General features: G+C 69.6%; 25 protein-coding genes. 8 read left to right on the plus strand and 17 right to left on the minus strand.

What is annotated here, in order from left to right; genetic code table 11:
• Positions 1-29 precede the first annotated feature (29 nt).
• Positions 30-530: a MarR family winged helix-turn-helix transcriptional regulator gene (locus J2P76_RS16785; protein WP_207408813.1), complete on the plus strand. Its 501-nt coding sequence runs from the start codon at positions 30-32 to the stop codon at positions 528-530.
• A gap of 14 nt (positions 531-544) precedes the next feature.
• Here J2P76_RS16785 and J2P76_RS16790 read toward each other — a convergent pair whose 3' ends face one another.
• The 7 genes from J2P76_RS16790 to J2P76_RS16820 form a co-directional block, all read right to left on the minus strand.
• On the minus strand, positions 545-2,146 hold the full coding sequence (locus J2P76_RS16790; protein ID WP_207408814.1) for a gamma-glutamyltransferase family protein: 1,602 nt from the start codon (positions 2,144-2,146) through the stop codon (positions 545-547).
• Between the two features lie 25 nt (positions 2,147-2,171).
• The gene (locus J2P76_RS16795) at positions 2,172-3,167 is read right to left on the minus strand and encodes a Bug family tripartite tricarboxylate transporter substrate binding protein (protein ID WP_207408815.1); all 996 of its coding nucleotides are present in this window, start codon (positions 3,165-3,167) and stop codon (positions 2,172-2,174) included.
• A gap of 121 nt (positions 3,168-3,288) precedes the next feature.
• A complete protein-coding gene (locus J2P76_RS16800) occupies positions 3,289-4,506 on the minus strand; it encodes a YXWGXW repeat-containing protein (protein ID WP_207408816.1) in 1,218 nt (405 codons plus the stop codon).
• A 21-nt stretch (positions 4,507-4,527) separates the two neighbouring features.
• A complete protein-coding gene (locus J2P76_RS16805) occupies positions 4,528-4,689 on the minus strand; it encodes a hypothetical protein (RefSeq protein ID WP_207408817.1) in 162 nt (53 codons plus the stop codon).
• 231 nt (positions 4,690-4,920) lie between these two features.
• Complete coding sequence (locus J2P76_RS16810) at positions 4,921-5,727, minus strand: aldolase/citrate lyase family protein (RefSeq protein WP_207408818.1); 807 nt, start codon at positions 5,725-5,727, stop codon at positions 4,921-4,923.
• Positions 5,728-5,751: 24 nt separating this feature from the next.
• Positions 5,752-7,275, minus strand: a complete 1,524-nt coding sequence (locus J2P76_RS16815; RefSeq protein ID WP_207408819.1) for a UxaA family hydrolase — start codon at positions 7,273-7,275, stop codon at positions 5,752-5,754.
• Between the two features lie 7 nt (positions 7,276-7,282).
• Positions 7,283-8,287, minus strand: coding sequence for a tripartite tricarboxylate transporter substrate binding protein (locus J2P76_RS16820; RefSeq protein WP_207408820.1), 1,005 nt, complete (start codon positions 8,285-8,287; stop codon positions 7,283-7,285).
• A gap of 144 nt (positions 8,288-8,431) precedes the next feature.
• On the opposite strand from J2P76_RS16820, the gene J2P76_RS16825 reads away from it, so the two are divergent.
• A complete protein-coding gene (locus J2P76_RS16825) occupies positions 8,432-9,427 on the plus strand; it encodes a LysR substrate-binding domain-containing protein (RefSeq protein ID WP_207408821.1) in 996 nt (331 codons plus the stop codon).
• Here the strand turns inward: J2P76_RS16825 and J2P76_RS16830 are convergent.
• Positions 9,360-9,974, minus strand: a complete 615-nt coding sequence (locus J2P76_RS16830) for a TetR/AcrR family transcriptional regulator (protein ID WP_207408822.1) — start codon at positions 9,972-9,974, stop codon at positions 9,360-9,362. The genes J2P76_RS16825 and J2P76_RS16830 overlap by 68 nt on opposite strands.
• 104 nt (positions 9,975-10,078) lie before the next feature.
• Between J2P76_RS16830 and J2P76_RS16835 the strand changes: the two genes are divergently transcribed.
• Positions 10,079-10,690: an NAD(P)H-dependent oxidoreductase gene (locus J2P76_RS16835; RefSeq protein ID WP_207408823.1), complete on the plus strand. Its 612-nt coding sequence runs from the start codon at positions 10,079-10,081 to the stop codon at positions 10,688-10,690.
• 6 nt (positions 10,691-10,696) lie between these two features.
• Here the strand turns inward: J2P76_RS16835 and J2P76_RS16840 are convergent, their stop codons facing one another.
• Both J2P76_RS16840 and J2P76_RS16845 read right to left on the minus strand, forming a co-directional pair.
• A complete protein-coding gene (locus tag J2P76_RS16840) occupies positions 10,697-11,506 on the minus strand; it encodes a DUF2182 domain-containing protein (RefSeq protein ID WP_207408824.1) in 810 nt (269 codons plus the stop codon).
• An 8-nt stretch (positions 11,507-11,514) separates the two neighbouring features.
• Positions 11,515-12,291 (minus strand): DUF899 domain-containing protein, encoded by a 777-nt coding sequence (locus J2P76_RS16845; RefSeq protein ID WP_207408825.1) that lies wholly within the window; start codon positions 12,289-12,291, stop codon positions 11,515-11,517.
• A 122-nt stretch (positions 12,292-12,413) separates the two neighbouring features.
• Here J2P76_RS16845 and J2P76_RS16850 point away from each other — a divergent pair, with 122 nt between their 5' ends.
• The 3 genes from J2P76_RS16850 to ampC are packed head-to-tail and all read left to right on the plus strand — an operon-like array spanning position 12,414 to position 15,548.
• Positions 12,414-13,631, plus strand: a complete 1,218-nt coding sequence (locus J2P76_RS16850; protein ID WP_207408826.1) for a helix-turn-helix domain-containing protein — start codon at positions 12,414-12,416, stop codon at positions 13,629-13,631.
• A 54-nt stretch (positions 13,632-13,685) separates the two neighbouring features.
• Positions 13,686-14,339 carry a PQQ-binding-like beta-propeller repeat protein gene (locus J2P76_RS16855; RefSeq protein ID WP_207408827.1) on the plus strand — a complete coding sequence of 218 codons (654 nt, stop codon included), beginning with the start codon at positions 13,686-13,688 and terminating at the stop codon, positions 14,337-14,339.
• A gap of 42 nt (positions 14,340-14,381) precedes the next feature.
• Positions 14,382-15,548 carry a class C beta-lactamase gene (gene ampC, locus J2P76_RS16860; RefSeq protein ID WP_207408828.1) on the plus strand — a complete coding sequence of 389 codons (1,167 nt, stop codon included), beginning with the start codon at positions 14,382-14,384 and terminating at the stop codon, positions 15,546-15,548.
• Positions 15,549-15,558: 10 nt separating this feature from the next.
• Here ampC and J2P76_RS16865 read toward each other — a convergent pair whose 3' ends face one another.
• Genes J2P76_RS16865 through J2P76_RS16880 form a run of 4 tightly spaced genes read right to left on the minus strand, consistent with a single transcriptional unit; the run spans position 15,559 to position 19,777 of the window.
• Positions 15,559-16,188 carry a DUF2894 domain-containing protein gene (locus J2P76_RS16865; protein ID WP_207408829.1) on the minus strand — a complete coding sequence of 210 codons (630 nt, stop codon included), beginning with the start codon at positions 16,186-16,188 and terminating at the stop codon, positions 15,559-15,561.
• Positions 16,181-16,828 (minus strand): OmpA family protein, encoded by a 648-nt coding sequence (locus J2P76_RS16870; protein ID WP_207408830.1) that lies wholly within the window; start codon positions 16,826-16,828, stop codon positions 16,181-16,183. The genes J2P76_RS16865 and J2P76_RS16870 overlap by 8 nt, the downstream gene beginning before the upstream one ends.
• The gene (locus J2P76_RS16875; protein ID WP_207408831.1) at positions 16,825-19,020 is read right to left on the minus strand and encodes a DUF802 domain-containing protein; all 2,196 of its coding nucleotides are present in this window, start codon (positions 19,018-19,020) and stop codon (positions 16,825-16,827) included. The genes J2P76_RS16870 and J2P76_RS16875 overlap by 4 nt, the downstream gene beginning before the upstream one ends.
• Before the next feature lie 10 nt (positions 19,021-19,030).
• Complete coding sequence (locus J2P76_RS16880) at positions 19,031-19,777, minus strand: DUF3348 domain-containing protein (RefSeq protein WP_207408832.1); 747 nt, start codon at positions 19,775-19,777, stop codon at positions 19,031-19,033.
• A 134-nt stretch (positions 19,778-19,911) separates the two neighbouring features.
• Between J2P76_RS16880 and J2P76_RS16885 the strand changes: the two genes are divergently transcribed.
• Positions 19,912-20,400 (plus strand): Rrf2 family transcriptional regulator, encoded by a 489-nt coding sequence (locus J2P76_RS16885; RefSeq protein WP_207408833.1) that lies wholly within the window; start codon positions 19,912-19,914, stop codon positions 20,398-20,400.
• Between the two features lie 99 nt (positions 20,401-20,499).
• Here the strand turns inward: J2P76_RS16885 and J2P76_RS16890 are convergent, their stop codons facing one another.
• Positions 20,500-20,979, minus strand: a complete 480-nt coding sequence (locus tag J2P76_RS16890; RefSeq protein WP_207408834.1) for a carboxymuconolactone decarboxylase family protein — start codon at positions 20,977-20,979, stop codon at positions 20,500-20,502.
• A gap of 174 nt (positions 20,980-21,153) precedes the next feature.
• On the opposite strand from J2P76_RS16890, the gene J2P76_RS16895 reads away from it, so the two are divergent.
• Positions 21,154-21,405, plus strand: a complete 252-nt coding sequence (locus tag J2P76_RS16895) for a hypothetical protein (RefSeq protein WP_207408835.1) — start codon at positions 21,154-21,156, stop codon at positions 21,403-21,405.
• 44 nt (positions 21,406-21,449) lie between these two features.
• Here the strand turns inward: J2P76_RS16895 and J2P76_RS16900 are convergent, their stop codons facing one another.
• A complete protein-coding gene (locus J2P76_RS16900; RefSeq protein ID WP_207408836.1) occupies positions 21,450-22,418 on the minus strand; it encodes a D-2-hydroxyacid dehydrogenase in 969 nt (322 codons plus the stop codon).
• Positions 22,415-23,374: a Bug family tripartite tricarboxylate transporter substrate binding protein gene (locus tag J2P76_RS16905; RefSeq protein ID WP_207408837.1), complete on the minus strand. Its 960-nt coding sequence runs from the start codon at positions 23,372-23,374 to the stop codon at positions 22,415-22,417. Before J2P76_RS16905 ends, J2P76_RS16900 begins: the two co-directional genes overlap by 4 nt.
• Positions 23,375-23,406: the final 32 nt, after the last annotated feature.

Here is a 23,406-nt window from a genome sequence, read left to right on the forward strand (position 1 = left end):
ATCGACGCGTCGAAACCGTTGGAACCGCCATGGCGCCATCCCGCAAAAAACAGACAACGCCCAGCGTCGATCCGACCAACCTGCTTGCATACCGTGTGCTTACCCTCAGCCAATTGCTGAATCGCGGCATCGAGGTCATTCTGGACACGCATCTGGGCCTGTCGGTGCGCCAATGGCGCGTGTTGCTGTGCGTGGCCAATGCGGGGCCGCAGTCGGTGCAGGATATCGCCGATTTCTGCCGGTACGACAAAAGCCAGGTCAGCCGCGCGGTTGCCGAGCTGCTGGACAAGAAGCTGGTGGCAACCACGCCCAGCCCCACCGATGGGCGCCGCATCCTGGTGGGCATGACCGCGGCCGGCCGCTCGAAATACCAGCGCGGCATGCCGCTGAGCCTGGCGCGGCAGCAGCGGCTGGCCAGCTGCCTCAGCCCCAAAGAACTCGAAACCTTCGAGAAGGCCATGCAAACCCTCATTCACCAGGCCGAAGCCCTGCTGCAAGAAGCCCACGAAGCGCGCGGCAAAGCGCGCTAGCCGCCGCGGGCGGGCTACCAGCCGCCCGCGTGGCCGTCTTTGCGGTGGTCGGACGCGCCCGCATAGCCGTCGGCCAGCCTGGCGATGGCCTGCGCCCCGCCGAATTCGTCGGAAAAGCGCGGCGCGACCTCGACCTGGTGGCCCTTCTGGCGCAGCCCGGCCACCGCCGCTTCGGGAAAATTCCATTCCACCAGCACGGTGACGTTATCTTCAAGAATGCGCCAGCGCGGCGCGTCGATGACGGCCTGCGGATTCTGCCCGTGCGCGATGCGCGCGGCCACCTGCATGTGCCCCTGGGCTTGCAGTGAACCGCCCATGACGCCGAAGCTCATCAGCGGCTTGCCGCCGCGCATCAGGAAACCCGGAATGATGGTGTGGAACGGGCGCTTGCCCGGGCCCACCTGGTTGGGATGGCCCGCGACCAGATTGAAGCCCCAGCCGCGGTTGTGCAGGGCGATGCCGGTGTCCGGCACCACCAGCCCGGAGCCGAAGCCCTTGAAGTTCGATTGAATGAACGACACCATCATGCCGCCGGCGTCGGCGGTGGTCAGGTAGGTGGTGCCGCCTTTCAGGGGCAGGCCCGGGCCGGGATAACAAGCGCGGGCCGGATCGATGCCGCCCGCGCGGCCGGCCAGGTAAGCCGGTTCCAGCAAGGCCTGGGCGTCGACTTCCTGCATGTGGCGGCTGTCGGCCACGTATCGCTGCATGTCGGCCAGCGCCAGTTTCATGGCCTCGATCTGGGCATGGAAATACTCGGTCGAGTCCAGCGGCAGGCGGTGCGCATCGATGGCGTCCAGCATGCCCAGCGCCATCAGGGCGCCGATGCCTTGCCCGTTGGGGCCGATTTCGTGCAGCGCGATGTCCTGGTATGGCATGGATATCGGCTCGACCCAGTCGGCTTCGTGCGCTTCGAGATCGGCGCGGGTCATGGCGCCGCCGGTAGCCTGGGCATACGCCGCGATGCGGTCGGCCAGCGCGCCGCGGTAGAACGACGCGCCTTCGGTGCGCGCGATGTCTTCCAGGGTGGCCGCCTGGCCCGGGCAGATGAAGCGCTGCCCCGGGGCGGGCGCGTGGCCGCCGGGCGCGAAGGCCTCGACGAATCCGGGAATGTGCTTGATGTCGGCGATCTGGGTTTCCCATTGCCGGCTGACGATGGGCGTGACGATATAGCCGTCGCGCGCATAGCGTATGGCCGCCTGGAACAGGTCGCCGAAAGGCAGCTTGCCGAAGCGCCGCGACAGCGCCACCCAGCCGGACACGGCGCCCGGCACGGTGACCGAATCCCAGCCGCGGGCCGGCATGGCCTGATACTTCGAGAAGTATTCGGGCGTCCAGGCTTGCGGCGCGCGGCCCGAGGCGTTCAGGCCGTGCAGCTGCCTGCCGTCCCAGACCATGGCGAACACATCGCCGCCGATGCCGTTCATGCACGGGGCCACGACGGTCAGCGTGATGCCGGCGGCGATCGCGGCGTCGACCGCGTTGCCGCCCGCGGCCAGGGCGCCCAGGGCGGCCTGGGTGGCCAGGGGCTGTTCGGTGCAGGCGATGTTCTCGGCCAGCACCGGCATGCGCTGCGAGGTATAGGGAAAGGTCCAGTCGGACCCGTTGAAAGAAGGCATCGGGAAATCCGGTATGGGGTCGGGTTCAGCGGGACGGCTGCAGCAGGTTCTTGGCCAGGCCCGGCCACAAGGCGAATTCCTGGCCGATGACGGCGCCGAACGCATTGGGCGCGGTGAACTTGGCAACGATGCCGGTGTTTTCCAGCGTGGCGATGACTTCCGGGTTTTCCACCGCTTTGCGCACGGCTTCGGTCAACACCTGCAGGGCATCGGGCGGCGTGCCGGCGGGCGCCAGCAGCACGAAGGCGTTGTCGGCCTTCAGGTCGTAGCCCAGCTCTGCCATGGTGGGCACCTGGGGCAGCTGCGGCACGCGGCTGCTGGCCGCGGTGGCCAGCGCCACGAGCCTGCCCGCGCGCACATGGGGCAGCACCGACGACACGCTGTCGAACATCATGCTGGTGGCGCCGCTGATCAGGCCCGGGATCGCTTCGGAACTGCCTTTGTAGGGCACGTGGGTGGCCGATGCGCCGGCCTCGGCCAGAAACACCGCCGATTCGATGTGCGACAGCGAGCCGGCGCCCTGCGAGGCATAGTTGTAATAATCGGGCCGGCTTTTCAGCAACGCCAGCAGGCCCTTGACGTCTTTGATGCCCAGCGATGCCGGCACCACCAGCACGTGCGGGGCGTCGGCAATACCGGCCACGATGGCGAAATCGCGGCCAATGTCGGGCAGGTCTTTATAGGTGACGGTGGCGATGGCCGTGCCCGCCACGGGCACCAGGCCGATGGTATAGCCGTCGGGCGCCGAGCTGGCCAGGCTTCTGAAGCCGATGGTGGCCGCGGCGCCCGGCTTGTTCTCGACCACGACCTGCTGGCCCAGGGTCTGGGCCATGTGGCGGGCAATGGCGCGGGCCGAGGTGTCTCCGGCGCCGCCCGGCGGCGCCGGCACCAGCAGGTGGACCGGCTTATCGGGAAACCCTGCCTGCGCATGCGCCGCCGCCATGCCGGCCGACAACCCCAGGCCCAGCAAGCATTGGAATATTCCCCGTACAACTCTGGCACTGCCGGTCAACCTGGTCATGGTTCGCTCCTGGGCGCGGGGCCATGCCGGCTGCGGGTGCCGAGCCGGTTCTTGTGGCCTCAGGAGCGCATCATATCGGCCATGTAGTTGCTACGTCAACTACATGGCCGGGCCGTCATCATCAGTTGTCGCGGCCGCCCCGGTTGCCGTGATCGCCGCCGCCAGAGCCGCGGTCCACGCGCTGGGCCTGCTGCTGGCGCCGCATGTCCTGCTGCTGGCGGGCCTGCTGCTGACGGGCCTGTTGCTGGCGTTGCTCCGCCTGCTGGCGCTGCCTGGCCTGCTGCTGTTGCTGCTGCCGTTGCGCTTCCTGCCGCTGGCGCTGTTGTTGCTGCTGGCGCTGCGCGTCCTGCCGCTGGCGTTGCTCTTGCTGCTGGCGCTGCGCGTCCTGCCGCTGGCGTTGCTCTTGCTGCTGCCGTTGCGCTTCCTGCCGCTGGCGCTGTTGTTGCTGCTGGCGCTGCGCGTCCTGCCGCTGGCGCTGCTCTTGCTGCTGGCGCTGCGCATCCTGCCGCTGGCGTTGATCTTGCTGCTGGCGCTGCGCGTCCTGCCGCTGGCGTTGGTCTTGCTGCTGGCGTTGCGCGTCCTGCCGCTGGCGTTGGTCTTGCTGCTGGCGCTGCGCGTCTTGCCGCTGGCGCTGCTCTTGCTGCTGCCGCTGCGCGTCATCGCGGCGCTGCGCCTGTTGGTGTTGCTGGCGGTCATGCATGGCGTCGCGCTTGCGGCGGTCGGCGTCGCGCGCGGCCTGGTAGCGCTCGTGTTCGCGCTGGACGGCGATCTCGTGCTTGTTGGGGCGGCGCTGGATACCGCCCTTGCCGCCGTGATAGCTGATGCGGCGGTGGTCGTCGTGCCTGACCTCTACCTTGCGGCTGTAGACGTTGGTGATGCGCGTGACGTTGATGTTGTTCACTTCGCGGTTGTAGTAGAAGCGGTCGCGTTTCCAGTAGCCGCCGTGGTAGCCGGTGCCGAAGTAGCCGAAGCCGTAGTTGATGCCGCCGTAATAGCCCACCTGGTGGCCCCAGTAGCCCGGGTGCCATTGGTAGACATTGCCGAAGAACGCCCAGTAGCCGGGTGTCCAGAGCGCGCCCGTAAAGGGCGGCAGCACCCAGGCGCCCGGCACCCAGTAGTAGCCGTGGTGGTTCACCGCCCAGTAGCCGGGCGTCCAGATGTAGCCGGGACCCGGGATCATGGGCTGGCTATACGCGGGGAAAGGCGGCGGCGGTTCGCCCCAGGCGTTCACGCCGATGCTGATGGAAACGTCGGCCAGCGCGGGGCGGGGCGCGGCGGCTGCGGCCAGCAGCATCCCCGTGGCCAGCAGCGTGGCGGACAGTCGTTGGAATGTGTTCATGTCGAGCTCCCGACAGGAATGTCAATATCGGTAATGGCGAGGGCCGGGGTAGTAGTACGCCGGCGGCCCGGGATAGACGTACGCGGGCCCCGAGCGGTAATAGCCCCGGTGGTGGTGGCTGGGCACCACAATGCATCCCGCAAGCGTGGTGGCCATGACCAGCATTGCAGCGATCGTTTTCATGGCGGTTGCTCCATCAAGGGTGCGCGGATGATTCTGCGCACTCGCGCCCATTTAGGCACAGAGCAGGGGGCCGCGGCCGATTCTGTAATGGCTTCGAAATCACTTAATCGTGACCAAAGCGCTTATTCGTGACCGACTGTGTAGGGGCGTTGCATCCGCCGCTTCGGCGGCGGCGCAAGCCATGAAAATTGCAAGACCCGGTAAGCGGTGTATCTGCCGAGTGTGGCGAAATCAATACGCCGCGGACGGGCCCCCGGGCTGGCCGGCAGCAGCCGGCGCCAGGAATTGGGCGGCCAGGCGGCGCGCCGCGCCGGCATACAGCAGCACGTCGACGCCGGTGGCCACGAAGGTGCAGCCCAGGTCCAGGTAGCGGCGCGCCAGCGCCGGGTCGGATGTCAGCGTGCCGGCGGCCTTGCCGCTGCCGATGATGATGCGCATGGCGCGCTCGATGGCCTGCTGCACTTCGGGCGCGCTGGGGCGGCCGCGGAATCCCATCGAGGCGGCCAGGTCGGCCGGGCCGATGAAGACGCCGTCCACGCCCGGCACGGCGCAGATGGCCTCCAGGTTGCGCAGGGCGGTGGCCGTTTCGGCCTGCAGCAGCAAACATATTTCGTCGTCGGCCACGTCCAGGTAATCGGCGCGCGCGCTCCATTGCGAAGCGCGTCCCACGGCGCTGCCCACGCCGCGCACGCCGTGCGGCGGATAGCGCGTGGCCGCCACGATGGCGCGCGCCTGCTCGGCGGTATCCACCATGGGCACGAGCAGGCTGCGCGCGCCGATATCCAGCAGCTGCTTGATGCGCGGCGTTTCGCCCGCCACCACGCGCACCACGGCCTGCGAGGGGTGCGGGGCAATGGCCTGCAGCGCCGCTAACGTGCTGCGCAGATCGTTGGGCGCATGCTCGCCGTCGATGAGCAGCCAGTCGAAACCGGCCGTGGCCGAGACTTCCGCCAGGTAGGGGTCGGCCATCGAGAGCCACAGGCCGATCTGGGGCTGGCCGGCGGCCAGCGCCGATTTGAAGAGGTTGTGTGCGGGCATGATGGCGGGTCGGGAAATAGGGGGTCAGCTGACGATGCCCAGGTGCCACGGCACGAATTCGTGGTTGCCCAGGCCCAGCAGCTCGCTCTTGGTGGGTTCGCCGGACGCCGCGCGCAGGATGTGCTGGAAGATGCGCTGGCCCATCTGGCCGATGTCGAGTTCGCCGTCGAGCACGGCGCCGCAATTGATGTCCATGTCTTCCTCAAGGCGGGCGTACATGGCCGAATTGCTGGCCAGCTTCAGCGTGGGCGCGGGCTTCGAGCCGAACATCGAGCCGCGCCCGGTGGTGAAGCAGATCAGGTTCGCGCCGCTGGCGATCTGCCCGGTGACGGCCACCGGGTCGTAGCCGGGCGAGTCCATGAACACCAGGCCGTGCCGGTCGATGGGCTCGGCGTACTGGTACACGGCCTGCAGGGGCGTGGTGCCTCCTTTCATGGCCGAGCCCAGCGATTTTTCGAAAATGTTGGCCAGCCCGCCCTGCTGGTTGCCATGGCCCACCACGCCGTTGAACTGCGCGTTCTGGCCGGCCGTATAGCGTTCCCACCAGGCCAGGCGGTCCAGCAGTTTCTGGCCGACTTCGGGCGTGGCCGCGCGGCGAGTCAGCATGTATTCCACGCCGTGGATTTCCGGCGTTTCGGACAGGATGGCCGTGCCGCCGTGGCGCACCAGGGTGTCCATGGCCGCGCCCAGCGCCGGGTTGGCCGTGATGGCCGAGAACCCGTCCGAGCCGCCGCATTCCAGCCCGATTTTCAGGTGGCTGGCAGATACGGGCTGGCGCCGCGCCGCGTTGGCCCGCGGCAGCATGTCTTCGATGGCGCGGATGCCGGCGGCGATGGTGGCGCGCGTGCCGCCGCTGTCCTGCATGACCAGCGTGCGCATGTGCGCGCCCGGCGCCAGGCCCTGCGAATCGACCAGCGCCGCGACCTGGTTGCGTTCGCAGCCCAGCCCGACCAGCAGCACGCCGGCCAGGTTCGGATGGCGCGCATAGCCCGCCAGCGTGCGCCGCAGCACGTCGAAATGCTCGCTGGGCGAAGACATGCCGCAGCCGCTGGTCTGCGCGAACGCCGCCACCCCATCGACGTGCGGAAAAGCCGCCAGGCGTTCCGCCGTGAAGTGCGCGGCGATATGGTTGACCACGGTGGCCGAGCAGTTCACCGATGCGATGATGCCGATGAAATTCCGGGTGCCCACCCGTCCGTCGGGCCGCACGTAGCCCTGGAATGTGGCGCGCTCGGCCTCGGGCAGCAATTGCACCGGCCGCGCGTCGCGGCAGAAGGCCGGGTCGCGGTCGAAATCCGCCAATGCCAGGTTGTGCGTATGCACGTGCTCGCCGGGCTCGATGTCGCGGGCGGCCACGCCGATGATGGTGTCGTACTTGCGCACCGGCGTGCCGGCCGGAATGCGGCAGGCGGCGATCTTGTGGCCGCCCGGCACCTGCGCGCGCAGGCGCAGGGCCAGCTCCGGCACGGCCATGCCCAGCGCCAGCGCCTGGCGCGCGATCAGGACGTTGTCGTGGGCATGCAGCCGGATCAATGGATGAGAGCTCACTGCGCGGTCAGCCTTTCTGCAGCAGGTCTTTCAGTTTCAGGCGATCGATCAGCGCGGTTTCCTGGCGGTACACCGAGGCGACATAATTCTTGTAGTCCGGGCCGTCCAGGTACATGACCGGCGCGTCGATGCGGTTGGCTACCTGCTTGAAGGTGTCGCTGAGCACGGCGGTGCGGAAAGCCTCGCGCAGCTTGTGCTCCACCTGCGGATCCAGTCCTTTGGGGGCGCCGATGCCGTTGGGCGCCTCGACCACCACGTCGTAGCCCAGTTCTTTCAGGGTGGGCGCGTTGTTGAAGCGCGTGGCGCGCTGTTCGCCCCAGGTGGCCAGCAGGCGCAGCTTGCCGGCCTCGACATGCGGCGCCCAGGAACTGGAATCGGCCAGCAGGTCTACCTGGCCGCCCAGCAGGTCTTGCAGGGCGGCCGCGCCGCCTTTGTATGCGATGGCGTTGAACTGCACGCCGGCCGCCATGGCGAACTGTTCCATACCCACGTGCGTGGCGCCGCCGACGCCGGCGTGCCCGTAGGTGATTTGCCCGGGGTGCGCTTTGGCGTAGGCCACCATGTCCTGCAGGCTCTGGAAGCGCGAGCTGGCCAGCACGGCGATGCCGAAAGTCTGGCCCGAGGTGCGCGCCAGGTAGGTGAGATCGCTGCGCGGGTCCAGATGCAGCATGCCCAGCTGCGAGAAGCGCGTGACCGAAATGGGGATCTGCCCGATGGTGTAGCCGTCGGGCTTGGCCTGCGACAGGGCGGTCGTGCCGATCATGCCCGAGGCGCCGGCGCGGTTCTCGACCACGATGGACTGGCCCAGCACCTGGGATGCCACCTGGCACAGGGCGCGCATGGATTGGTCTCCCGTGCCGCCGACGGGCCAGGGGCAGATGAATGTGATGGCGCGGGCAGGATAGTCGGCGGCGCGCGCCGACCAGGGCGCCAGCAGGCCGGCGGCGCCGGCACAGGCAGCGCCGGCCAGCAGCCGGCGCCGTTGCCGGTCCAGGGGCGGGTTGTGTTCCATGTGATCGTCTCCTTTGGTTTTTATGTCGGGCCGGCGCGGCGGGCGGCCGTGGCCCGGGCCCAATTCTGGGGCGCAACGACCATAACAATCAAATAAAATACAATCATTGCCAGATAACGTTTTCGTTATGTACAGGATATTCGCATGGCGCATCTGGACCGTGTCTTCCGTTCCAACCTGAAACTGCGCCACCTGCAGATGGTGGTGGCGCTGGACGAGTTCCGCCATCTTGGCCGCACGGCCGAATTCCTGGCCGTGAGCCAGCCGGCGGTGTCGCGCATGCTGGCCGAAGTCGAGGCTATGCTGGGCCTGGCTTTGTTCGAGCGTTCGTCGCGCGGCACCGAACCCACCCAGGCGGGCGCGTCGGTGGTCCGCTTCGCGCGCGGCGTGCTGGCGCAATACGAGCGCACCCGCGATGAGATCGATGCGGCCGCCAGCGGCGCGGCGGGCCGCGCGCGCGTCGGGTCGATGGCGGTGGCCGCGCCCGTGCTGCTGGCCGGGGCGGTCGAACGCCTGAAGGCGCGCTCGCCGCGCGCCACGGTGCTGGTTGAAGAAGGCGACCTGACACACTTGCTGCCCAAGCTGCGGCTGGGCGAGCTGGATTTTTTCGTGGGGCGGCTCGAGCCCGGCTACGCCGCGCCCGACCTGGCCACCGAAACCCTGTACGAAGAGCCCATGGTGGCGGTGGCCGCGCCATCCAGCGCCATTGCCGGCGCGCGCCAGCCTGCCTGGGCCGACATGGCGGGCCTGCCGTGCGTCATGCCGCCGCCGTGGGCGTCGCTGCGCGTCAAGCTCGAACAGCAGTTCCACCGCCATGGCGTCGAGCCGTCGGCCGACTTGATGGAAACTTCGTCGTATCTTGCCGCGCTGGCGTTCGTGGGGCAGCGCGGCGCGGTGGCTTTCCTGGCCCAGCTGGCCGCGCAGCACTTCGAGCGCCAGGGGCTGTGCCGCATACTGCGCATTCCGCTGGAGCTGGACGTGCCCCCGGTGGGCATCATCACGCTGCGCGACGCGCGGCTGTCGGCCAGCAGCAGGCAGCTGCTGCAGTGCCTGCGCGACACCGCGGCGCGGCTCAGGCGTTCCTGGCCACCATTGCCACGATCGTTTCGAAAAGCTCATGCTGCGCCTGCGCGGCGCTGATGGCGCCGGTGGCGGCCGCGTACGACAGGGCCTCTGCCGCGCCCAGCATGGCCCACAGGCCGGCCGGCGCGATCTTGCGCGCGGGGGCGAAGGGCGATAGCGCTTCGCGGCAGGTCTGCATGAATGCGGCCTCGTAATCGCGCTTGATTTTCTCGAGTTCCGGTGAGCCGGTCAGCGCGGCGATGACGCCGGGTATTTCGCGGCCCTGGCTGAGCACGCACTGTACGTATGACGAAGCAATGACGGCCGCGCGGCTGGCCAGCGTGGCCGCGCCGGTGCGCAGCGCCGCGGTCATCAGGGATGTCTGGTTGGCATCGTATTCGCGGTACAGGGCCGCCAGCAGCCCGGCGCGCGTGCCGAAATGGTCGTACACAACGGGCTTGGTAACGCCGGCCTCTTCGGCCAAGCGTCCCAGCGCCAGAGCTTCGGTGCCTTCTTCCCGCACCAGGCGCCAGGCGACATCCAGCAGTTGGCGATACCGCTGCGCCCTGGACAGGCGGCGGCGTGGCGCGGCGGGATCGGAAAGGGAAGCGGCAGAGCTTGACATGCTAATGTACTAAAGGTAACTTACTGACCGTAACTTACTAAGGGTAGGTTTGGCGACTATACAAGCCGCCGGCCGCGCCCGCAACCCGACACCGGAGATTTCCCATGCACGCACTGATCGCTGTCGCGCATCCCGAGCCCGAATCCCTGACCCACGCCGTCGCTGCCCGTATCGGGCAGGGGATGCTTCGGGCCTGTCCGGGCAGCTCGTTCGAAATCGCCGATCTGGCGGCAGAAGGGTTCGATCCGCGTTTCGGCGCGGCCGATCTGGCCGTGCACCGCCGCCAGGCCCCGCCGCCGGCCGACGTGGCTGCCGAGCAGGCCCGCATCGACCGCGCCGATGCCCTGGTGCTGGTGTATCCGGTGTATTGGTGGTCGATGCCCGGCCTGCTGAAAGGGTGGGTGGACCGCGTGTTCGCCAATGGCTGGGCATTCGATTTCAGCCTGAATGCCAAGCTGGAAAAGAAGCTGCAGCGCCTGCAGGTGCACCTGGTGGGCGTGGCAGGCGCCGATGCGGGCACCTACGCGCGGCACGGCTATGCCGGCGCCATGCGCGCGCAGATCGATCATGGGATTTTCGACTATTGCGGCGCCCAGGTGGCGTCGTCGGAGCTGTTGCTGAATTCGGAAACCGCGGATCCGGCCGCGGCCCTGCAGGCGGCGCTGCGGATCGGCGAGCGTGTGCCGGGCGCGCAATGCATGCCGGCTGCGGCTTGATGGCGCTTACGCCGGCCAGGCGGCGCGCGTCAGCCAGATCAGCCCCGCCGCCATCAGAACCAGGCCCGCCGCCTGCGCCCAGCGCCGGCCCGAAGGCGCCAGGCGCTCGATCGTGACCGCGGCGGCGGTGGCGGCCATGACGCGCAGGTCCATGATGCCCAGGGCCAGCAGCACCGCCGTGAAGCCCGCGCAGCTGCACAGGCACCGCCGGCCCAGGCGCCAGCCATGGCGCCAGGCGCCGGCTGCGCCGGCCGCCAGCGCTGCGGGTTCGCGCCGCCGGCAGCGCGCCAGGTGGCCGGCTTTCCAGGCCGAACACTGAACCGCGCCCGCCAGGACGAGCACCGCGCCGGTGGCATACGGGGCGGCGGCCGCCAGCATGGGCTGCCCTGCCTGCAGGGCGGCCCGCATCAGCTCGAACGGATAGACCGCCGCGCCCAGCAGGGCCCACGCGCTGAAATACCCGGCGCCCCCCAGCAGGGCCAGCAGGCTGGCCCGCAAGCCGCCGGCAGGGGCGGCCGACTGCCGGTAGCGATACAGCGCGGGCGCCAATGACGGCAGCATCATGGCCGCCATCATCACGGTCCACATACCTGTGAAAGCAGCGGCGGCGGCCAGCCGCGGCGCGGCCAGGGCCATGCCCGCGCCGCCGCACAGGGGCAGCATGTCCAGGGCCGGCGCGTAGGCGTGCGCGGCCGTCGCCGCCACCGCCGCCGCGAAGGCCAGCGCCAGCAGGCTCGCGAACGCCAGCCGGCCGGCGCTGTCGCGCCGCACAGGCGGGCGCGGCGCCATCCGCATGGCCGGGAGCATGGCATTCATGGCAAGCCTCAGCCTTGTCCATATTCATCATGCCGGCGCCACCACACGCCCGTCTCGTTGCGTCCCTTGGGTGCGCGGTCCAGCCATTGGTACATGCCCCAGAGTCCGTCCAGGCCGCGCGCGTAGGCGGAATAGGTGTGATACACCGCGTCGCCTTCCCGCACAAAGGCGCTGAGGCCGGGGCGGTCGCGCTGGAACGTGGCGGTGTCGGTGCCGCACATGGCGGCGATCTGGTCTTCGGCGGGATCCCCGCTGTCGTCCTGGCCCGGGCGCCAGTCCAGCTTCTGCTCGCGCCGGTAGTTGTATTCGATGCCGCCGTCGCGCTGCTGCGCCTCGCTGAACCAGATGTTGAAGTCGGCGTTGAAGTCGCTGCCGGCCGACGAGGCCCACGGAAAGGTCCAGCCCATGCGCCGCTTGTACGCGGCCAGCTTGGCCAGGGGCGCGCGCGATACGGCCATCAGCATGACGTCGTGGTTGGCCAGATGGGTGGCGATGCCATTGAACCCGTCGGCGATGGACGAGCATGAGGGGCAGCCGGCCTGGTAGTCGGTGCCGAACATGAAGTGGTAGATCAACAGCTGCGAACGGCCCTGGAACAGGTCCGCCAGGGTGGCCGGGCCTGCCTCGGTGTCGAAGCGGTACGGCTTGTCGATGCTTACCCAGGGCAGTTCCTGCCGCCGCCGCGCCAGTTCATCGCTGCGGCGGGTCAGCTCTTTCTCGGCCTGCAGCAGCGCGCGGCGCTCGGCCAGCCAGGTTTCGCGGGTTCCGATCGTATGTGCGGTCATGATGGCTTTCTCCAGTGAGTGATGTGGCGGCGGGGCAGCCGGGCGGCGCCTGGCTGAACCCTGAGTGATAGGTTAGGATCGCCGCATGACCCGGGGGGAGTGACAAATGTGGCGCGATTTCCATGGACCAGCTGATCTCGGACGCCGCCCGCGCGCTGGCAGCCGGTAGGCCCCTCGAAGCGCTGAAGCGCGTCGCCCTGCGCGACGACGCGCCCGCGCTGGCGCTGCGCGGCATCGCCATGGCGCAGCTGGGCGACCTGGAACGCGCGCGGGGCTGCATGCGCGGCGCGGCCCGCGCCTTCGGGCCGCACGCGGCGGTGGCCCGGGCCCGCTGCATGGTGGCCGAAGCCGAGATCGCGCTGGCCCTGCGCGACCTCGCGTGGCCGGCCAAACCGCTCGATGCGGCGCGCGCCGTGCTGGAACGCCACGGCGACGCGGTCAATGCCGCGCATGCGCAGTACATCGAAGCCCGCCGCCTGCTGCTGATGGGCCAGCTGGACCAGGCCGAACGCATGCTGGCGCGGCCCGGCGGCCGGCCCCTGCCGGCCGCCCTGCAGGCCGTGGCGGCGCTGGCCGAGGCCGGCATCGCCATGCGGCGCATGCAGGCGGGGGCCGCGCGCGCGGCGCTGGCCAGGGCGCGGCAGATTGCCGGGCGGGCGGGCAGCGCCCCCTTGCTGGCCGAGGTCGACCACGCGCTGCGCACTCTGGATGCCCCGGCGGCGCGCCTGAGCGCGCATGGCGGGCAGCGCCTGGTCGCGCTGGACGACATCGAAGCCCTGTCGGCCTCGCGCACGCTGGTGGTGGACGCCTGCCGCCACGCGGTGCGCGACGGCCGCACGGTGGCCGCGCTGGCGCGGCGCCCCGTGCTGTTCCTGCTGGCGCGCGCGCTGGGCGAGGCATGGCCCGGCGACGCGCCCCGCGATGCGCTGATCGCCCGGGTGTTCCGCACCCGCCATCCCGACGAGTCGCACCGGGCGCGGCTGCGGGTCGAGATGGGGCGGCTGCGCGGCGCGCTGCGCGCGCTGGCGGGCATCGAAGCCACGCCGCGCGGCTATGTGCTGGCGCCGCGCGCGCGCCAGGTGGCGGTGCTGGCCTGGCCCGACGAGACCCCGCATGCCGCGGTGCTGGCCTTGCTGGCCGATGGCGAATCGTGGTCCAGTTCGGCGCTGGCCCTGGCGCTGGGCGCCAGCCAGCGCACGGTGCAGCGCTCGCTTGATGCGCTGGCCGCGGCGGGCAGGGCGCGGCCGGTGGGCCGCGGGCGCGCCCGCCGCTGGCTGGCGGCTTCGGTGCCGGAATTCGCGACAAGCTTGTTACTTCCCGGCCCCTGGTTCAGCAACTAGGATGCAGGCGTGGCTGGCGTTTTCCCGGCCGCGACAACCGACAAGGATGCCGACATGAACAAACCCGCTGAAATCATTCGTGAGTATGGCCCGTTTCCGGGCATCGACCAGGTCAATGGCGTGACCTATGACGGCCGGCATGTGTGGCTGGCCACCGGCGGCACCTTGCAGGCCATGGACCCGGACAGCGGCCAGGCCGCGCGCAGCTTCGAGGCCGCGACGCCGGCGGGCACCGCCTTCGACGGCAAGGTCTTCTACCAGATTGCCGGCGACCGCATCCAGAAAATCGACCCCCAGACCGGCAAGGTGCTGTCGACCATTCCCACCCCCGACGGCGAGGGCCATTCCGGCCTGGCATGGGCCGACGGCATGCTGTGGGTGGCGCATTTCAACAACCGCAAGATCTACCAGGTCGATCCGGACACCGGCAAGGTGCTGAATACGCTGGAATCGAATCGCTACGTCACCGGGGTGACGTGGGTTGATGGCGAGCTATGGCACGGCACCTGGGAAAACGATGCCAGCGAGCTGCGGCAGATCGACGCGCGCACCGGGCAGGTGCTGGTAAGCCTGGACATGCCGGCCGGCACCGGCGTGTCGGGGCTGGAGTCGGATGGCGCAGACCGGTTTTTTTGCGGCGGCGGCGAAAGCGGCAAGCTCAGGATAGTGCGCCGGCCCCGCTCGCGCGCCGCCACGCCGGCGCCCTGAACACGGTAATCTGGCGGCTTTTGTGCAGCAGGAGTCGCGGCAATGAGGTTCCGTCGTTTTTGCGCCGCTGTGGCCGCCTGCGCGGCGGCGGGCGCCGCCATGGCCGCGCAGGCCGATGAGCGGCAGGCCCGGATCCGCCGCGTGGTGGATGCCGCCGTCGAACCGGTGATGCGGCAATACGGCATACCCGGCATGGCGGTGGGCATCGTGGCCGGGGACGCATCCCTGGTGCTGAACTACGGCGTGCAATCGCTGCAGACCGGCCGGCCGGTGGCGGCCGACACGCTGTTCGAAATCGGCTCGGTCAGCAAGACATTCACGGCCACGCTGGCTGCCTGGGCGCAGGCGCGCAACCGGCTGTCGCTGTCCGATTCCATCGGCCGGCGCCTGCCCGAACTGCGGGGCACCGAGTATGGCGGGGTCGGCCTGCTGCACCTGGCCACGCATACCGCGGGCGGCCTGCCGCTGCAGGTGCCCGACGGCATCCACGACCAGGCGCAGCTGATGGATTACTTCAGGGCCTGGCATGCCACGTATCCGGCGGGCACCTATCGCACCTATACCAATCCGGGCATCGGCACGCTGGGCTTGGCGGCCGCGCGCAGCCTGGGGCAGGATTTCACCGCGCTGGCCGAAGGCCAGCTGTTTCCGGCGCTGGGCATGGCCGACACCTGGCTGGATGTGCCCGCCGCCCGCATGGCGTCATATGCGCAGGGTTACACGAAAGACGGCCGGCCGATCCGGCTGGCGCCCGGCGTGCTGTGGCGCGAGGCGTACGGCGTGAAGTCCACGGCGGCCGACATGGTGCGCTTCATGCAGGCCAGCATGGGCATGCGGGCGCTGGATCCGGCACTGCGGCGCGCCATCATGGATACCCACGCCGGCTACTTCCAGGCCGGGCCCATGACGCAGGCCCTGGTCTGGGAACAGTATCCCTATCCGGTCAGCCTGCAGGCGCTGCTGGACGGCAATTCGGCCGCGCTGACCTTCGAGCCCACGCCGGTGGCCGGCATCACGCCGCCGCAGCCGGCCCGGGCCGACGCGTGGATCAACAAGACAGGCTCGACCAACGGTTTCGGCGCCTATATCGCTTTTGTGCCGCAGCGGCGCCTGGGCGTGGTGCTGCTGGCCAACAGGAACTTTCCGGTCGAGGCCCGCGTGCGCGCCGCCTACGGCATCGCCATGGCGCTCGACCGGCCCATGCCGTAAGGCCCGCGCGTCAGTGCTTGCGCCCGCTCTTTTTGGCGCGGGCGGCCGGCTTGGCGGCCAGGCCGCCGTTGTTGCTGAGCTGGTCCACCCACGACAGGGCGTCCAGATACGACAGGAACTGGTGCAGGTAGCCCGGCGACTGCTGGCGCATCAGCGACAGGGCCCGGTGCACCAGGTGGTTGGAATTGAGCGGGCCGGCATTCTCGTGCACCTGCTCTTGCGACTGCCGCAGCTGCCGGTCGGTGCTGAGCCGGGCCCAGGTGGCCTGGAAATAGTCCAGCAGGTCCAGTTCCGGGTACTGGCCGCGCCGGCGCGCGCGGGCATCGGCGCCGGCGCCGGCATGAGCCGGCGCGTCTGGCGCGGCGCCGGTTTCGATGTAGTCCAGCAGCGCGGCCAGTCCGGCCGGCGCGGCGGGTTGCGGCGCGGGCTCGCCGGCCGCGCCGGCGGCCCGTGCCTCATATTGCCGGACCAGTTCGGCCAGCCGCGCGTCCAGCACGCGGCGCGCCTCGCCGTCATGGCGGGCGGCGCGCCCGGCCAGCGCGGCGATCACATTGAAGCGCAGCGGGTCGGCGCGATCGGCGCCGCGCGCGCGCCACGCGTCGAGCGTGGCCTGGATGTCGAGGACGTGGCTGTCAGCCACGAGCGGGCACCGCTTCTTTGGCCGGACGCGCCACCGGCACGATTTCCACGCGCCGGTTGCTGGCCCGCCCTTCGGCGCTGTCGTTCGAGGCCACCGGCTGCTCGGCGCCGAACGCGGCCGCAAACACCGACGCGGGCGCGATGCCCTGCTCGATCAGGGCGCGGGTAACCGTCAGGGCGCGCTGGGCGGACAAGTCCCAGTTGTCGGCAAAGCGGCGGTTGTTGCCGTGCACCGGCTGGTTGTCGGTAAAGCCGCTGACCATCAGCACTTCGTCGCGCGTCTGCAGGTAGGCCGACAGCGGCCCCACCAGGCTCTTGAGCACGTCCAGGCCTTCGGGCTGCAGTTCGTCGGAATTCAGGGCGAACAGCACGCTGCCGCTGATGCCGATGCGGCCGTCCACCAGCGTGACCCGGCCGGCGGCCAAAGGCCCCGCCAGGGCCTGCTCCAGTTCGATGCGCCGCTGGGTTTCTTCCTGCCGCTGCTTCACTTCGGACTCCAGCCGGGCCGACAGTTCGAGCTGCACGCCGATCACGCTGACCAGTATCAGCACGAACGCGCCCAGCAGCACCGACATCAGGTCGCCAAAAACCGCCCAGGCCGGGGCGCTGGGCTCTACACCGGCGTCGATGTCGTCTCTCATGCCGTTTCGCTGTCCGTGGCGGCCTGCTGGCCCGCCAGCTGCTGCAGGTCTTCCAGGATCTGCTTCTGCGACATGATGCTCAGGTCGACCACTTCGCGTGCCTGCGCCACGTAGTAGGCCAGCTGCTCATCGCTGCGCGCCATGGACTTGTCCAGCGCGGCCTCGATGCGCTGCAGGTGGTCGACCAGCTTGTCGCTGGACTGCCCGAATACCTGCACGGCGGCGCCGAAGGCTTCGCCCAGGCTGGCGACTTCGGCGGCGCTGCCGGTAACCTGCGCGGCCACGCCGCCCAGCTTGCCGGTCTCGGTTTCGACCTGGGTGGTGAATTGCGCGCCGACGCGCTCGACCTGGTCCGTGAACTGCGTGCCGACGCGCTCGGCTTGTTCGGTGAACTGGGTGCCGACGCGGTCGACCTGCTCGGTGAACTGGGCGCCGACCCGTTCGAGCAGGCCGGCCGACGTGGCGATCAGTTCGTCGACGGCGGTGCGCTGTTGCGACGAAGCGTGGTTCACGGCATCGAGCAGGGTGCCCAGCGTTTCCATCAGGCGGCTGCGCTCGTCCAGCATGGCGTTGTCGCGCGCCATGCTGTCGGACAGCTTCTGGCGCAGTTCGGCGATGACTTCGGCGGCGGCCTTGGGCGCTTCGGCGGCCGTTTGCACCAGCTGCGCCACTTCGGCGATGGTGCCGCGGGCATGGGCCTGGGTCTGCGCCGAGATGTCCTGCGCGGTTTGCGCCAGGGTGTCGCAGATCTGCTGCTGCCCGGCGGCGGCCTGCACGGCGGCCTGTTCCCACTGCTGGCGCAGCGTGCCGGCAATGTCGCCCAGCGAGGCGTGCCAGGCCGCCAGGCGCTGTTCGTCGCGGGCCGCCAGTTCGGCCTGCAGGTCCGCGTGCGATTGGCCGACGGCGCGCAGCAGCGCGGCCGAATGCTGTTCCAGGCCGGCCGTGGCCGCCGCCAGCGCGCGCTGGTGCTCGCCGGCCAGCCGGGCGCCGGTTTGCTCTTGCTGCGCCAGCGCGGCGGTCCAGGCGGCCGCCATGCCGGCCGTCGTGGCGTCCAGGCGCGTGCCCACGCCTTCCAGCAGGCCGGCGGAGCGTTCTTCGAAGGTGTGCGTGAATTGCTGCAGCGACGCGCCCAGGTTTTGCGCCAGCGCATCGCTGGCGCGCTGGTGCTGGGCAAGCGCCGAGGTCCAGGTGTCGGCCACGGTGGTGGTGGTGGCCTCGAAGCGGCCCGACAGGCCGTCGAGCTGCTGGCGCACGGCCTGCGCCAGCGTGTCCTGCCAGGCAGAGGTCTCGCGCGCCAGGCCGGCCAGCGTGGCCTGCACGGCCGGCTGGATGGCCGCGCCGGCGGCCGCGGCGCTGTCGGCCACGCTCTGCTTCAGCGCCTGTTCCATGGCGGTGGCCAGGCGCGCGTAGGCGGCATCCGCCTTGCCATGGAAGGCGTCCTGGCTGGCCGCCAGCCGTTCGTTCAGGGCCTGGCTTTGCTGCTCGATGGCGGCCATCATGGCCTGCAGGCGGTCTGCCAGCACCGGCATGGCGTCGGCCTGCCGCTGCAGCAGCTGGAAAGCCTGCTCGCGCTGGTGCATGGGCGAGTAAACGCGCAGCGTGGTGGCGATTTGGGTATCGAGCTGCTGCACGGCCTCGACACGTTCGCGGCGGACCAGCGCCGCCAGCAGGCCCAGCGCGGCCGAGGTGGCCACACCCGCCACCGAGGTGCCGAAGGCGAAGCCCAGCCCCTTGACCGGCGCGGCCAGCGACGCCCGGATGGCGTGCAGGTCGATGGCGCTTTCCAGGGCGCTGCCGGTGCCGCGCAAAGTGGCGACCATGCCCAGAAAAGTGCCCAGCATGCCCAGCAGCACTAGCAGGCCCACCAGGTAAGGCGTCAGCGACGGCCCGGGAAAAGCGGCGCGCTCGCCCTCGACGCGCAGGCGCGCGGTGTTGCGCAGGCCGGCGGGCAGCCGGTCGAGCCAGGCGGCCAGGCTGGGCGGCGTTTCGGCCGGGCCGGCCAGGGCGCGCGCCAGGGCGGCGGTGCGCTGCTGGTACTGCAGCAATTCGATGGCGCCGGCCAGGTAGAAGGCGCCGATCAGCACGGTAACCGCCAGCGCCAGGGGGTTCGATCCCACATAGCCGGCGCCGATCCAGCCCGCGACGGACAGGCCTGCCAGGAAAACAACAAAAGCAACGAGATATCGGGTCATGGGTGTCAGGTCAGTGGGCGCGCAGGGCGGCGAGCAGGCCCTCGATCGGCTGTAAACGGATGTCCAGTTCGGCCCGCAGGACGCTGCGCATGTCGGCGCGGAAAGCGGCCAGCCAGGGCGCGGATGCGGCGGGGGCGGGCGGGGGCGTTTCGGCGTTTTGCGCGCCGGGCTCCTGCGCGTCTTGCGCCGCCTGGCGCAGGCGCTCGAAGTGCCCCTCGAGCATGCCCGGTATGGTGCCCAGCAGGCGCCGCTCGTGCAGGCTCAGGGAACGTTCCATAATGGCATCCACCATGGCCAGGCGGGCCTTGGCGGGCGCCTGGGCCGCCAGCAGGGCGCGCAGGCGCCCGCGTGTCTTGGCGATGCTGGTTTCCATGTTCTGCTGTATGGCCAGATAGCGCTGGCGGTAGGTGGCATAGGCGGGTTCGGCATCCGCGGGGGCGGCCTGGGCGGCGCCCGGCCCGCGCGGACGGGCCGCCGTGAACGGCCGGTCGTCGGCAATGGCCTGGGCCAGGGCGCCGCGCATGCGCTCGACCTCGCGCGCCTCGGCGCTGCCTTCGGCCCGGGCGCCCGGCGCCACCGCGGGCGGGCCGCCATCGAGCACGGCGGACAGCGCAATGGCGTCAGTCCAGCCCAGCCACAGGCTGAGCCGGTCGGCAAGCGATTGCCGGGATTCGGGAATATCGGCGTCCGTCAGGCGGGCCAGCAAGCGTATGAGCGTGGGGCCGCTGACACCGGTGCGCCGGGGGGCTTGGACCATACTGCCAGAGTCAAAAATCCGGCAGTTTACAGGGTGTGGACGGGCAGGACACGCGGTTTCCCCCATTTCGCGGATATCTAGTATCCTTAATTATGACGACTGGCATGCCAGTCTTTTAATGTAGCGGGTTACGAATGATTCTCAAAAGTCAGGTCGAGTGGGCGCTGCACAGCTGCGCCATCCTGGCGGGCCTGCCGCCGGGGCGGTACCTTTCCACCAAGGCCCTGGCCGAGCTGCACGGCGTGCCGAAAGAATATCTGTCGAAGGCGCTGCAGTCGCTGTCGCAGGCCGGGCTGGTCGAGACCACGCTGGGGCCCAGCGGCGGCTACCGGCTGGCCAGGCCGGGTTCGGAAATCAGTTTCCTGGACATCGTCGAGGCCGTGGAAGGGCGGGCCAGCACCTTCGCCTGCAACAACATCCGCGTCAACAATCCGTGCCGGCCGCAGGGGCAATGCGACAGCAAGCCCTGCGCCATCGCACGCGTCATGTGGCGCGCCGACGAGGCCTGGCGCAATGCGCTGCGCGAAGTCACGGTGGCCGACGTGATCGACACCCTGTCCGGCGAAGTGCCGCCCGCCTTGTGGCAGAGCACGTACGAATGGGTGCTGAGCCGGGCCGGCTGAACGCGGCGGGGCCCGGCCCGAGGCAGGCCGGGCCCCGCGGGCCGCGTGGCGGCATTCTCACGCCCAGACGGATCGTTGACGTCGGGCCGTTCATACCGCTCAGCTCAGGCCGGCCTTGTCCAGGCCGAAGGCCTTGTCGGCCGAGCCGGGTTCGTTGCGGAACGCCACGTTGATGCGGTTCCAGGCATTGATGGCCATGACCAGGTAGGTGAGGTCGGTGATTTCTTTTTCCGAGAACTCGCTGCGCGCGTGTTCATAAATGGCGTCGGGCACGCCGCCGTCGGGCAGGCGGGTCAGCACTTCGGCCCAGGCCAGCGCGGCGCGTTCGCGCGCGCTGAAAAGGGGCGACTCGCGCCAGATGGCGATGTGGTGCAGCCGCAATTCGCCTTCACCGTGGATCTTGGCCTGCTTGATGTGCATGTCCAGGCAGAAGGCGCAGCCGTTCATCTGCGAGATGCGGATCTGGATCAGGTCGTCGATTTTCTGTTCGATGGTGCCGCCGTGCAGGGCGGTGCTGAACTGCACGAATTTCTTGAAGAACTCGGGGGACTGCTCGGTATAGTCCAAACGCTGGCTCATTTCTCGCTCCTTAATTAAGGATATTTATTATCCTTAAGGACGAATAATATCCGTAAAAGGCGCGCACTTCAATACTTTCTTTGCCGGCCCGGGTACGGCGATTGCTGGCTGCCGGCGACGCGGCGCATTCGCGCCGCGTTGGCAGGCGGCTCGGCAATTCCAGGGAAAACTCACATGAACATCGCCACAGGTGTCTTGCTGAACGGGTACAGGGTGTATTGCGACGTTATTGTGTCCGCCGAGGGCGGCTTCGCCATCCGGGTGGCGACCCGCCGCGAAGAGCCGGAGCCGGCCGAGACTGAACGGGTGTGGCAGGTGCCGCAATCGCGCGCCTACAGCGAACAGGACGACGCCGAGCGCGAGGCGTACCGCATCCTGCGCCGCATCAAGCGGGTGTCGCAGAGCGGCGAGCCCTTGTTTGTGTAGCCGCCTGTGCGGCAGCCGCTATCGCGGACAGGCGCCGTGCTTCATCACAGGGCGCCCTGCAGCCAGCGCCGCAGGTTGTCCACGAAAATCCGCCGCACCCGCGCGGCATTGCCGTCCGAGAAGCCGGCGCTGTGGGGCGACACGATGACGTTGTCCAGGTCCCACAGCGGCGAGGCGGCCGGCAGGGGTTCGTGGTGGAAGACGTCCAGGAACGCGCCGCCCAGCCGGCCGTCCTGCAGGGCGCGGATCAGCGCGGGCTCGTCGACCACGTGGCCGCGCGCCACATTGATCAGGCAGGCGTGCGGCGGCAGGGCCGCCAGCATGCCGGCGCCGACCAGGCCGCGCGTGGCGTCCGTCAGCGGGCAAGCCAGCACCAGCCACGAGGCGCCGGGCAACAGCTCGCCCAGGGCGTCATAGCGCACGGTGCGGATGTCCGCGCCCGCCGGCTCGCCGCCGTGGCGCGCCACCGCGACTTCCAGGCCCAGCGCCTGCAGCAGCTGCCCGATGCGCTGGCCGATGCCGCCCCAGCCCACCACCACGGCCCGCTGGCCTTCCAGGTCGCGCGGCATGCGTTCATCCAGCAGCGGTTCCCAGGCGTGCCGCCGCTGGGCCCGCATCAGCTGCGGCAGATGCCGCGCCAGCGCCAGCAGCCCGGTAATGGCCATCTGCGCCACCACCGCGTCCGACGCGCCTTGCGACGCGGTTACCCGCGCGCCGCGCTGGCGGATTTCCTGGTAGACATCGCGGTCCAGGCCGGCCGAGTGCACATGCAGCCACTGCAGGCCGCGGGCGGCCCGCAGCGCGGCATAGAAGCGCTCGGTGTCGGGCAGGATCTCGAACTTGGTCGAGCGCCCGGTGATATCGCGCGAAATGAACGCCACATCCGCCTGCAGCGCCTGCGGGTCGCCCGGATGGCACAGCAGGACTTCGCGCCCCAGGGATTCCAGGCAGGGCGCGAGCCTGGGCGCTTCCTGCGCGGAACACAGGATGCGCAGCGGCGGCGCGGCGCTCATTGGGCTTTGACGTTGGCCTGTTCCACGATCTTTTTCCATTTGTCGTGTTCGATGTGGGTGAATTTGCCGAACGCCTCGGGCGTGCCGCCCACCGGGTTGGCGCCTTCATTGATCAGCTGCTGGTGCAGGCCCGGCAGCGCGGCGTTGACGCCCTTGTTGATGACGGCGATCACTTCGGGCGGGGTGCCCTTGGGGGCGAAGAACCCGAACCACGAGCCGGCGTCGAAATCCTTGAAGCCCGATTCCGCCACCGTGGGCAGGTCGGGCAGCGAGGGCGAGCGCGTGTCGGTGCTGACCGCCAGCGCGCGCAGCTTGCCGGCGCGGATCTGCCCCATCACCGAGGGCGCGGTGGCGAACATGAAGTCCAGCCGGCCGGCGATCAGATCGTTGATGGCGTCGGCCCCTTTGTAGGGCACGTGCGTGGCATCCTTGGCGCCGATTTCCTGCATCAGCAGGAAACTGGACAGGTGCGAAGACGTGCCCACGCCGGTCGAGCCGTAGTTCAGGCTTTTCTTGGACTTGGCGTATTTCAGGAAGTCGGCGAAGTTCTTGATGGGCAGCTCGGGCGGCACGACCAGCACATTGGGCACCGTGGCGATCTGCACCACGGGCACCAGGTCGGTCAGCGGGTCGTAGCTCAGCTTGTTCAGCGACGGGTTAACCGCGATCGGGCCCACCGAATCGACGATCAGCGTATAACCGTCGGGGTCCGAGCGCACCACGTATTCGGTGCCGATGTTGCCGCCCGCGCCGGGCCGGTTTTCAACCACGAACGACTGCGACAGCTGGTGCGCCAGTTGTTCGCTGACGGCGCGGGTCAGTTTGTCGGTGGTGCCGCCCGCGGTGAACGCCACCACTACCTTGACCGGCCGGTCGGGGTAGGCGGCCTGGGCGGGCAGGGCCGCGGCCAGGCCCAGGACGCCCGCCGCCACGATGGAAATGCAGCTTGCCTTCATGAGTGTCTCTCCTCTCTTTATCGTTATGCAGG

This window comes from Bordetella petrii, from assembly GCF_017356245.1.
GTDB classification, from domain to species: domain Bacteria; phylum Pseudomonadota; class Gammaproteobacteria; order Burkholderiales; family Burkholderiaceae_B; genus Bordetella_A; species Bordetella_A petrii_D.

Coding starts and splice junctions, on each gene's coding strand:
- J2P76_RS16785 (WP_207408813.1), top strand. CDS start 30: ATGGCGCCATCCCGCAAAAAACAGACAACGCCCAGCGTCGATCCGACC.
- J2P76_RS16790 (WP_207408814.1), bottom strand. CDS start 2,146: ATGCCTTCTTTCAACGGGTCCGACTGGACCTTTCCCTATACCTCGCAG.
- J2P76_RS16795 (WP_207408815.1), bottom strand. CDS start 3,167: ATGACCAGGTTGACCGGCAGTGCCAGAGTTGTACGGGGAATATTCCAA.
- J2P76_RS16800 (WP_207408816.1), bottom strand. CDS start 4,506: ATGAACACATTCCAACGACTGTCCGCCACGCTGCTGGCCACGGGGATG.
- J2P76_RS16805 (WP_207408817.1), bottom strand. CDS start 4,689: ATGAAAACGATCGCTGCAATGCTGGTCATGGCCACCACGCTTGCGGGA.
- J2P76_RS16810 (WP_207408818.1), bottom strand. CDS start 5,727: ATGCCCGCACACAACCTCTTCAAATCGGCGCTGGCCGCCGGCCAGCCC.
- J2P76_RS16820 (WP_207408820.1), bottom strand. CDS start 8,287: ATGGAACACAACCCGCCCCTGGACCGGCAACGGCGCCGGCTGCTGGCC.
- J2P76_RS16825 (WP_207408821.1), top strand. CDS start 8,432: ATGGCGCATCTGGACCGTGTCTTCCGTTCCAACCTGAAACTGCGCCAC.
- J2P76_RS16830 (WP_207408822.1), bottom strand. CDS start 9,974: ATGTCAAGCTCTGCCGCTTCCCTTTCCGATCCCGCCGCGCCACGCCGC.
- J2P76_RS16835 (WP_207408823.1), top strand. CDS start 10,079: ATGCACGCACTGATCGCTGTCGCGCATCCCGAGCCCGAATCCCTGACC.
- J2P76_RS16840 (WP_207408824.1), bottom strand. CDS start 11,506: ATGAATGCCATGCTCCCGGCCATGCGGATGGCGCCGCGCCCGCCTGTG.
- J2P76_RS16845 (WP_207408825.1), bottom strand. CDS start 12,291: ATGACCGCACATACGATCGGAACCCGCGAAACCTGGCTGGCCGAGCGC.
- J2P76_RS16850 (WP_207408826.1), top strand. CDS start 12,414: ATGGACCAGCTGATCTCGGACGCCGCCCGCGCGCTGGCAGCCGGTAGG.
- J2P76_RS16855 (WP_207408827.1), top strand. CDS start 13,686: ATGAACAAACCCGCTGAAATCATTCGTGAGTATGGCCCGTTTCCGGGC.
- ampC (WP_207408828.1), top strand. CDS start 14,382: ATGAGGTTCCGTCGTTTTTGCGCCGCTGTGGCCGCCTGCGCGGCGGCG.
- J2P76_RS16870 (WP_207408830.1), bottom strand. CDS start 16,828: ATGAGAGACGACATCGACGCCGGTGTAGAGCCCAGCGCCCCGGCCTGG.
- J2P76_RS16875 (WP_207408831.1), bottom strand. CDS start 19,020: ATGACCCGATATCTCGTTGCTTTTGTTGTTTTCCTGGCAGGCCTGTCC.
- J2P76_RS16880 (WP_207408832.1), bottom strand. CDS start 19,777: ATGGTCCAAGCCCCCCGGCGCACCGGTGTCAGCGGCCCCACGCTCATA.
- J2P76_RS16885 (WP_207408833.1), top strand. CDS start 19,912: ATGATTCTCAAAAGTCAGGTCGAGTGGGCGCTGCACAGCTGCGCCATC.
- J2P76_RS16890 (WP_207408834.1), bottom strand. CDS start 20,979: ATGAGCCAGCGTTTGGACTATACCGAGCAGTCCCCCGAGTTCTTCAAG.
- J2P76_RS16895 (WP_207408835.1), top strand. CDS start 21,154: ATGAACATCGCCACAGGTGTCTTGCTGAACGGGTACAGGGTGTATTGC.
- J2P76_RS16900 (WP_207408836.1), bottom strand. CDS start 22,418: ATGAGCGCCGCGCCGCCGCTGCGCATCCTGTGTTCCGCGCAGGAAGCG.
- J2P76_RS16905 (WP_207408837.1), bottom strand. CDS start 23,374: ATGAAGGCAAGCTGCATTTCCATCGTGGCGGCGGGCGTCCTGGGCCTG.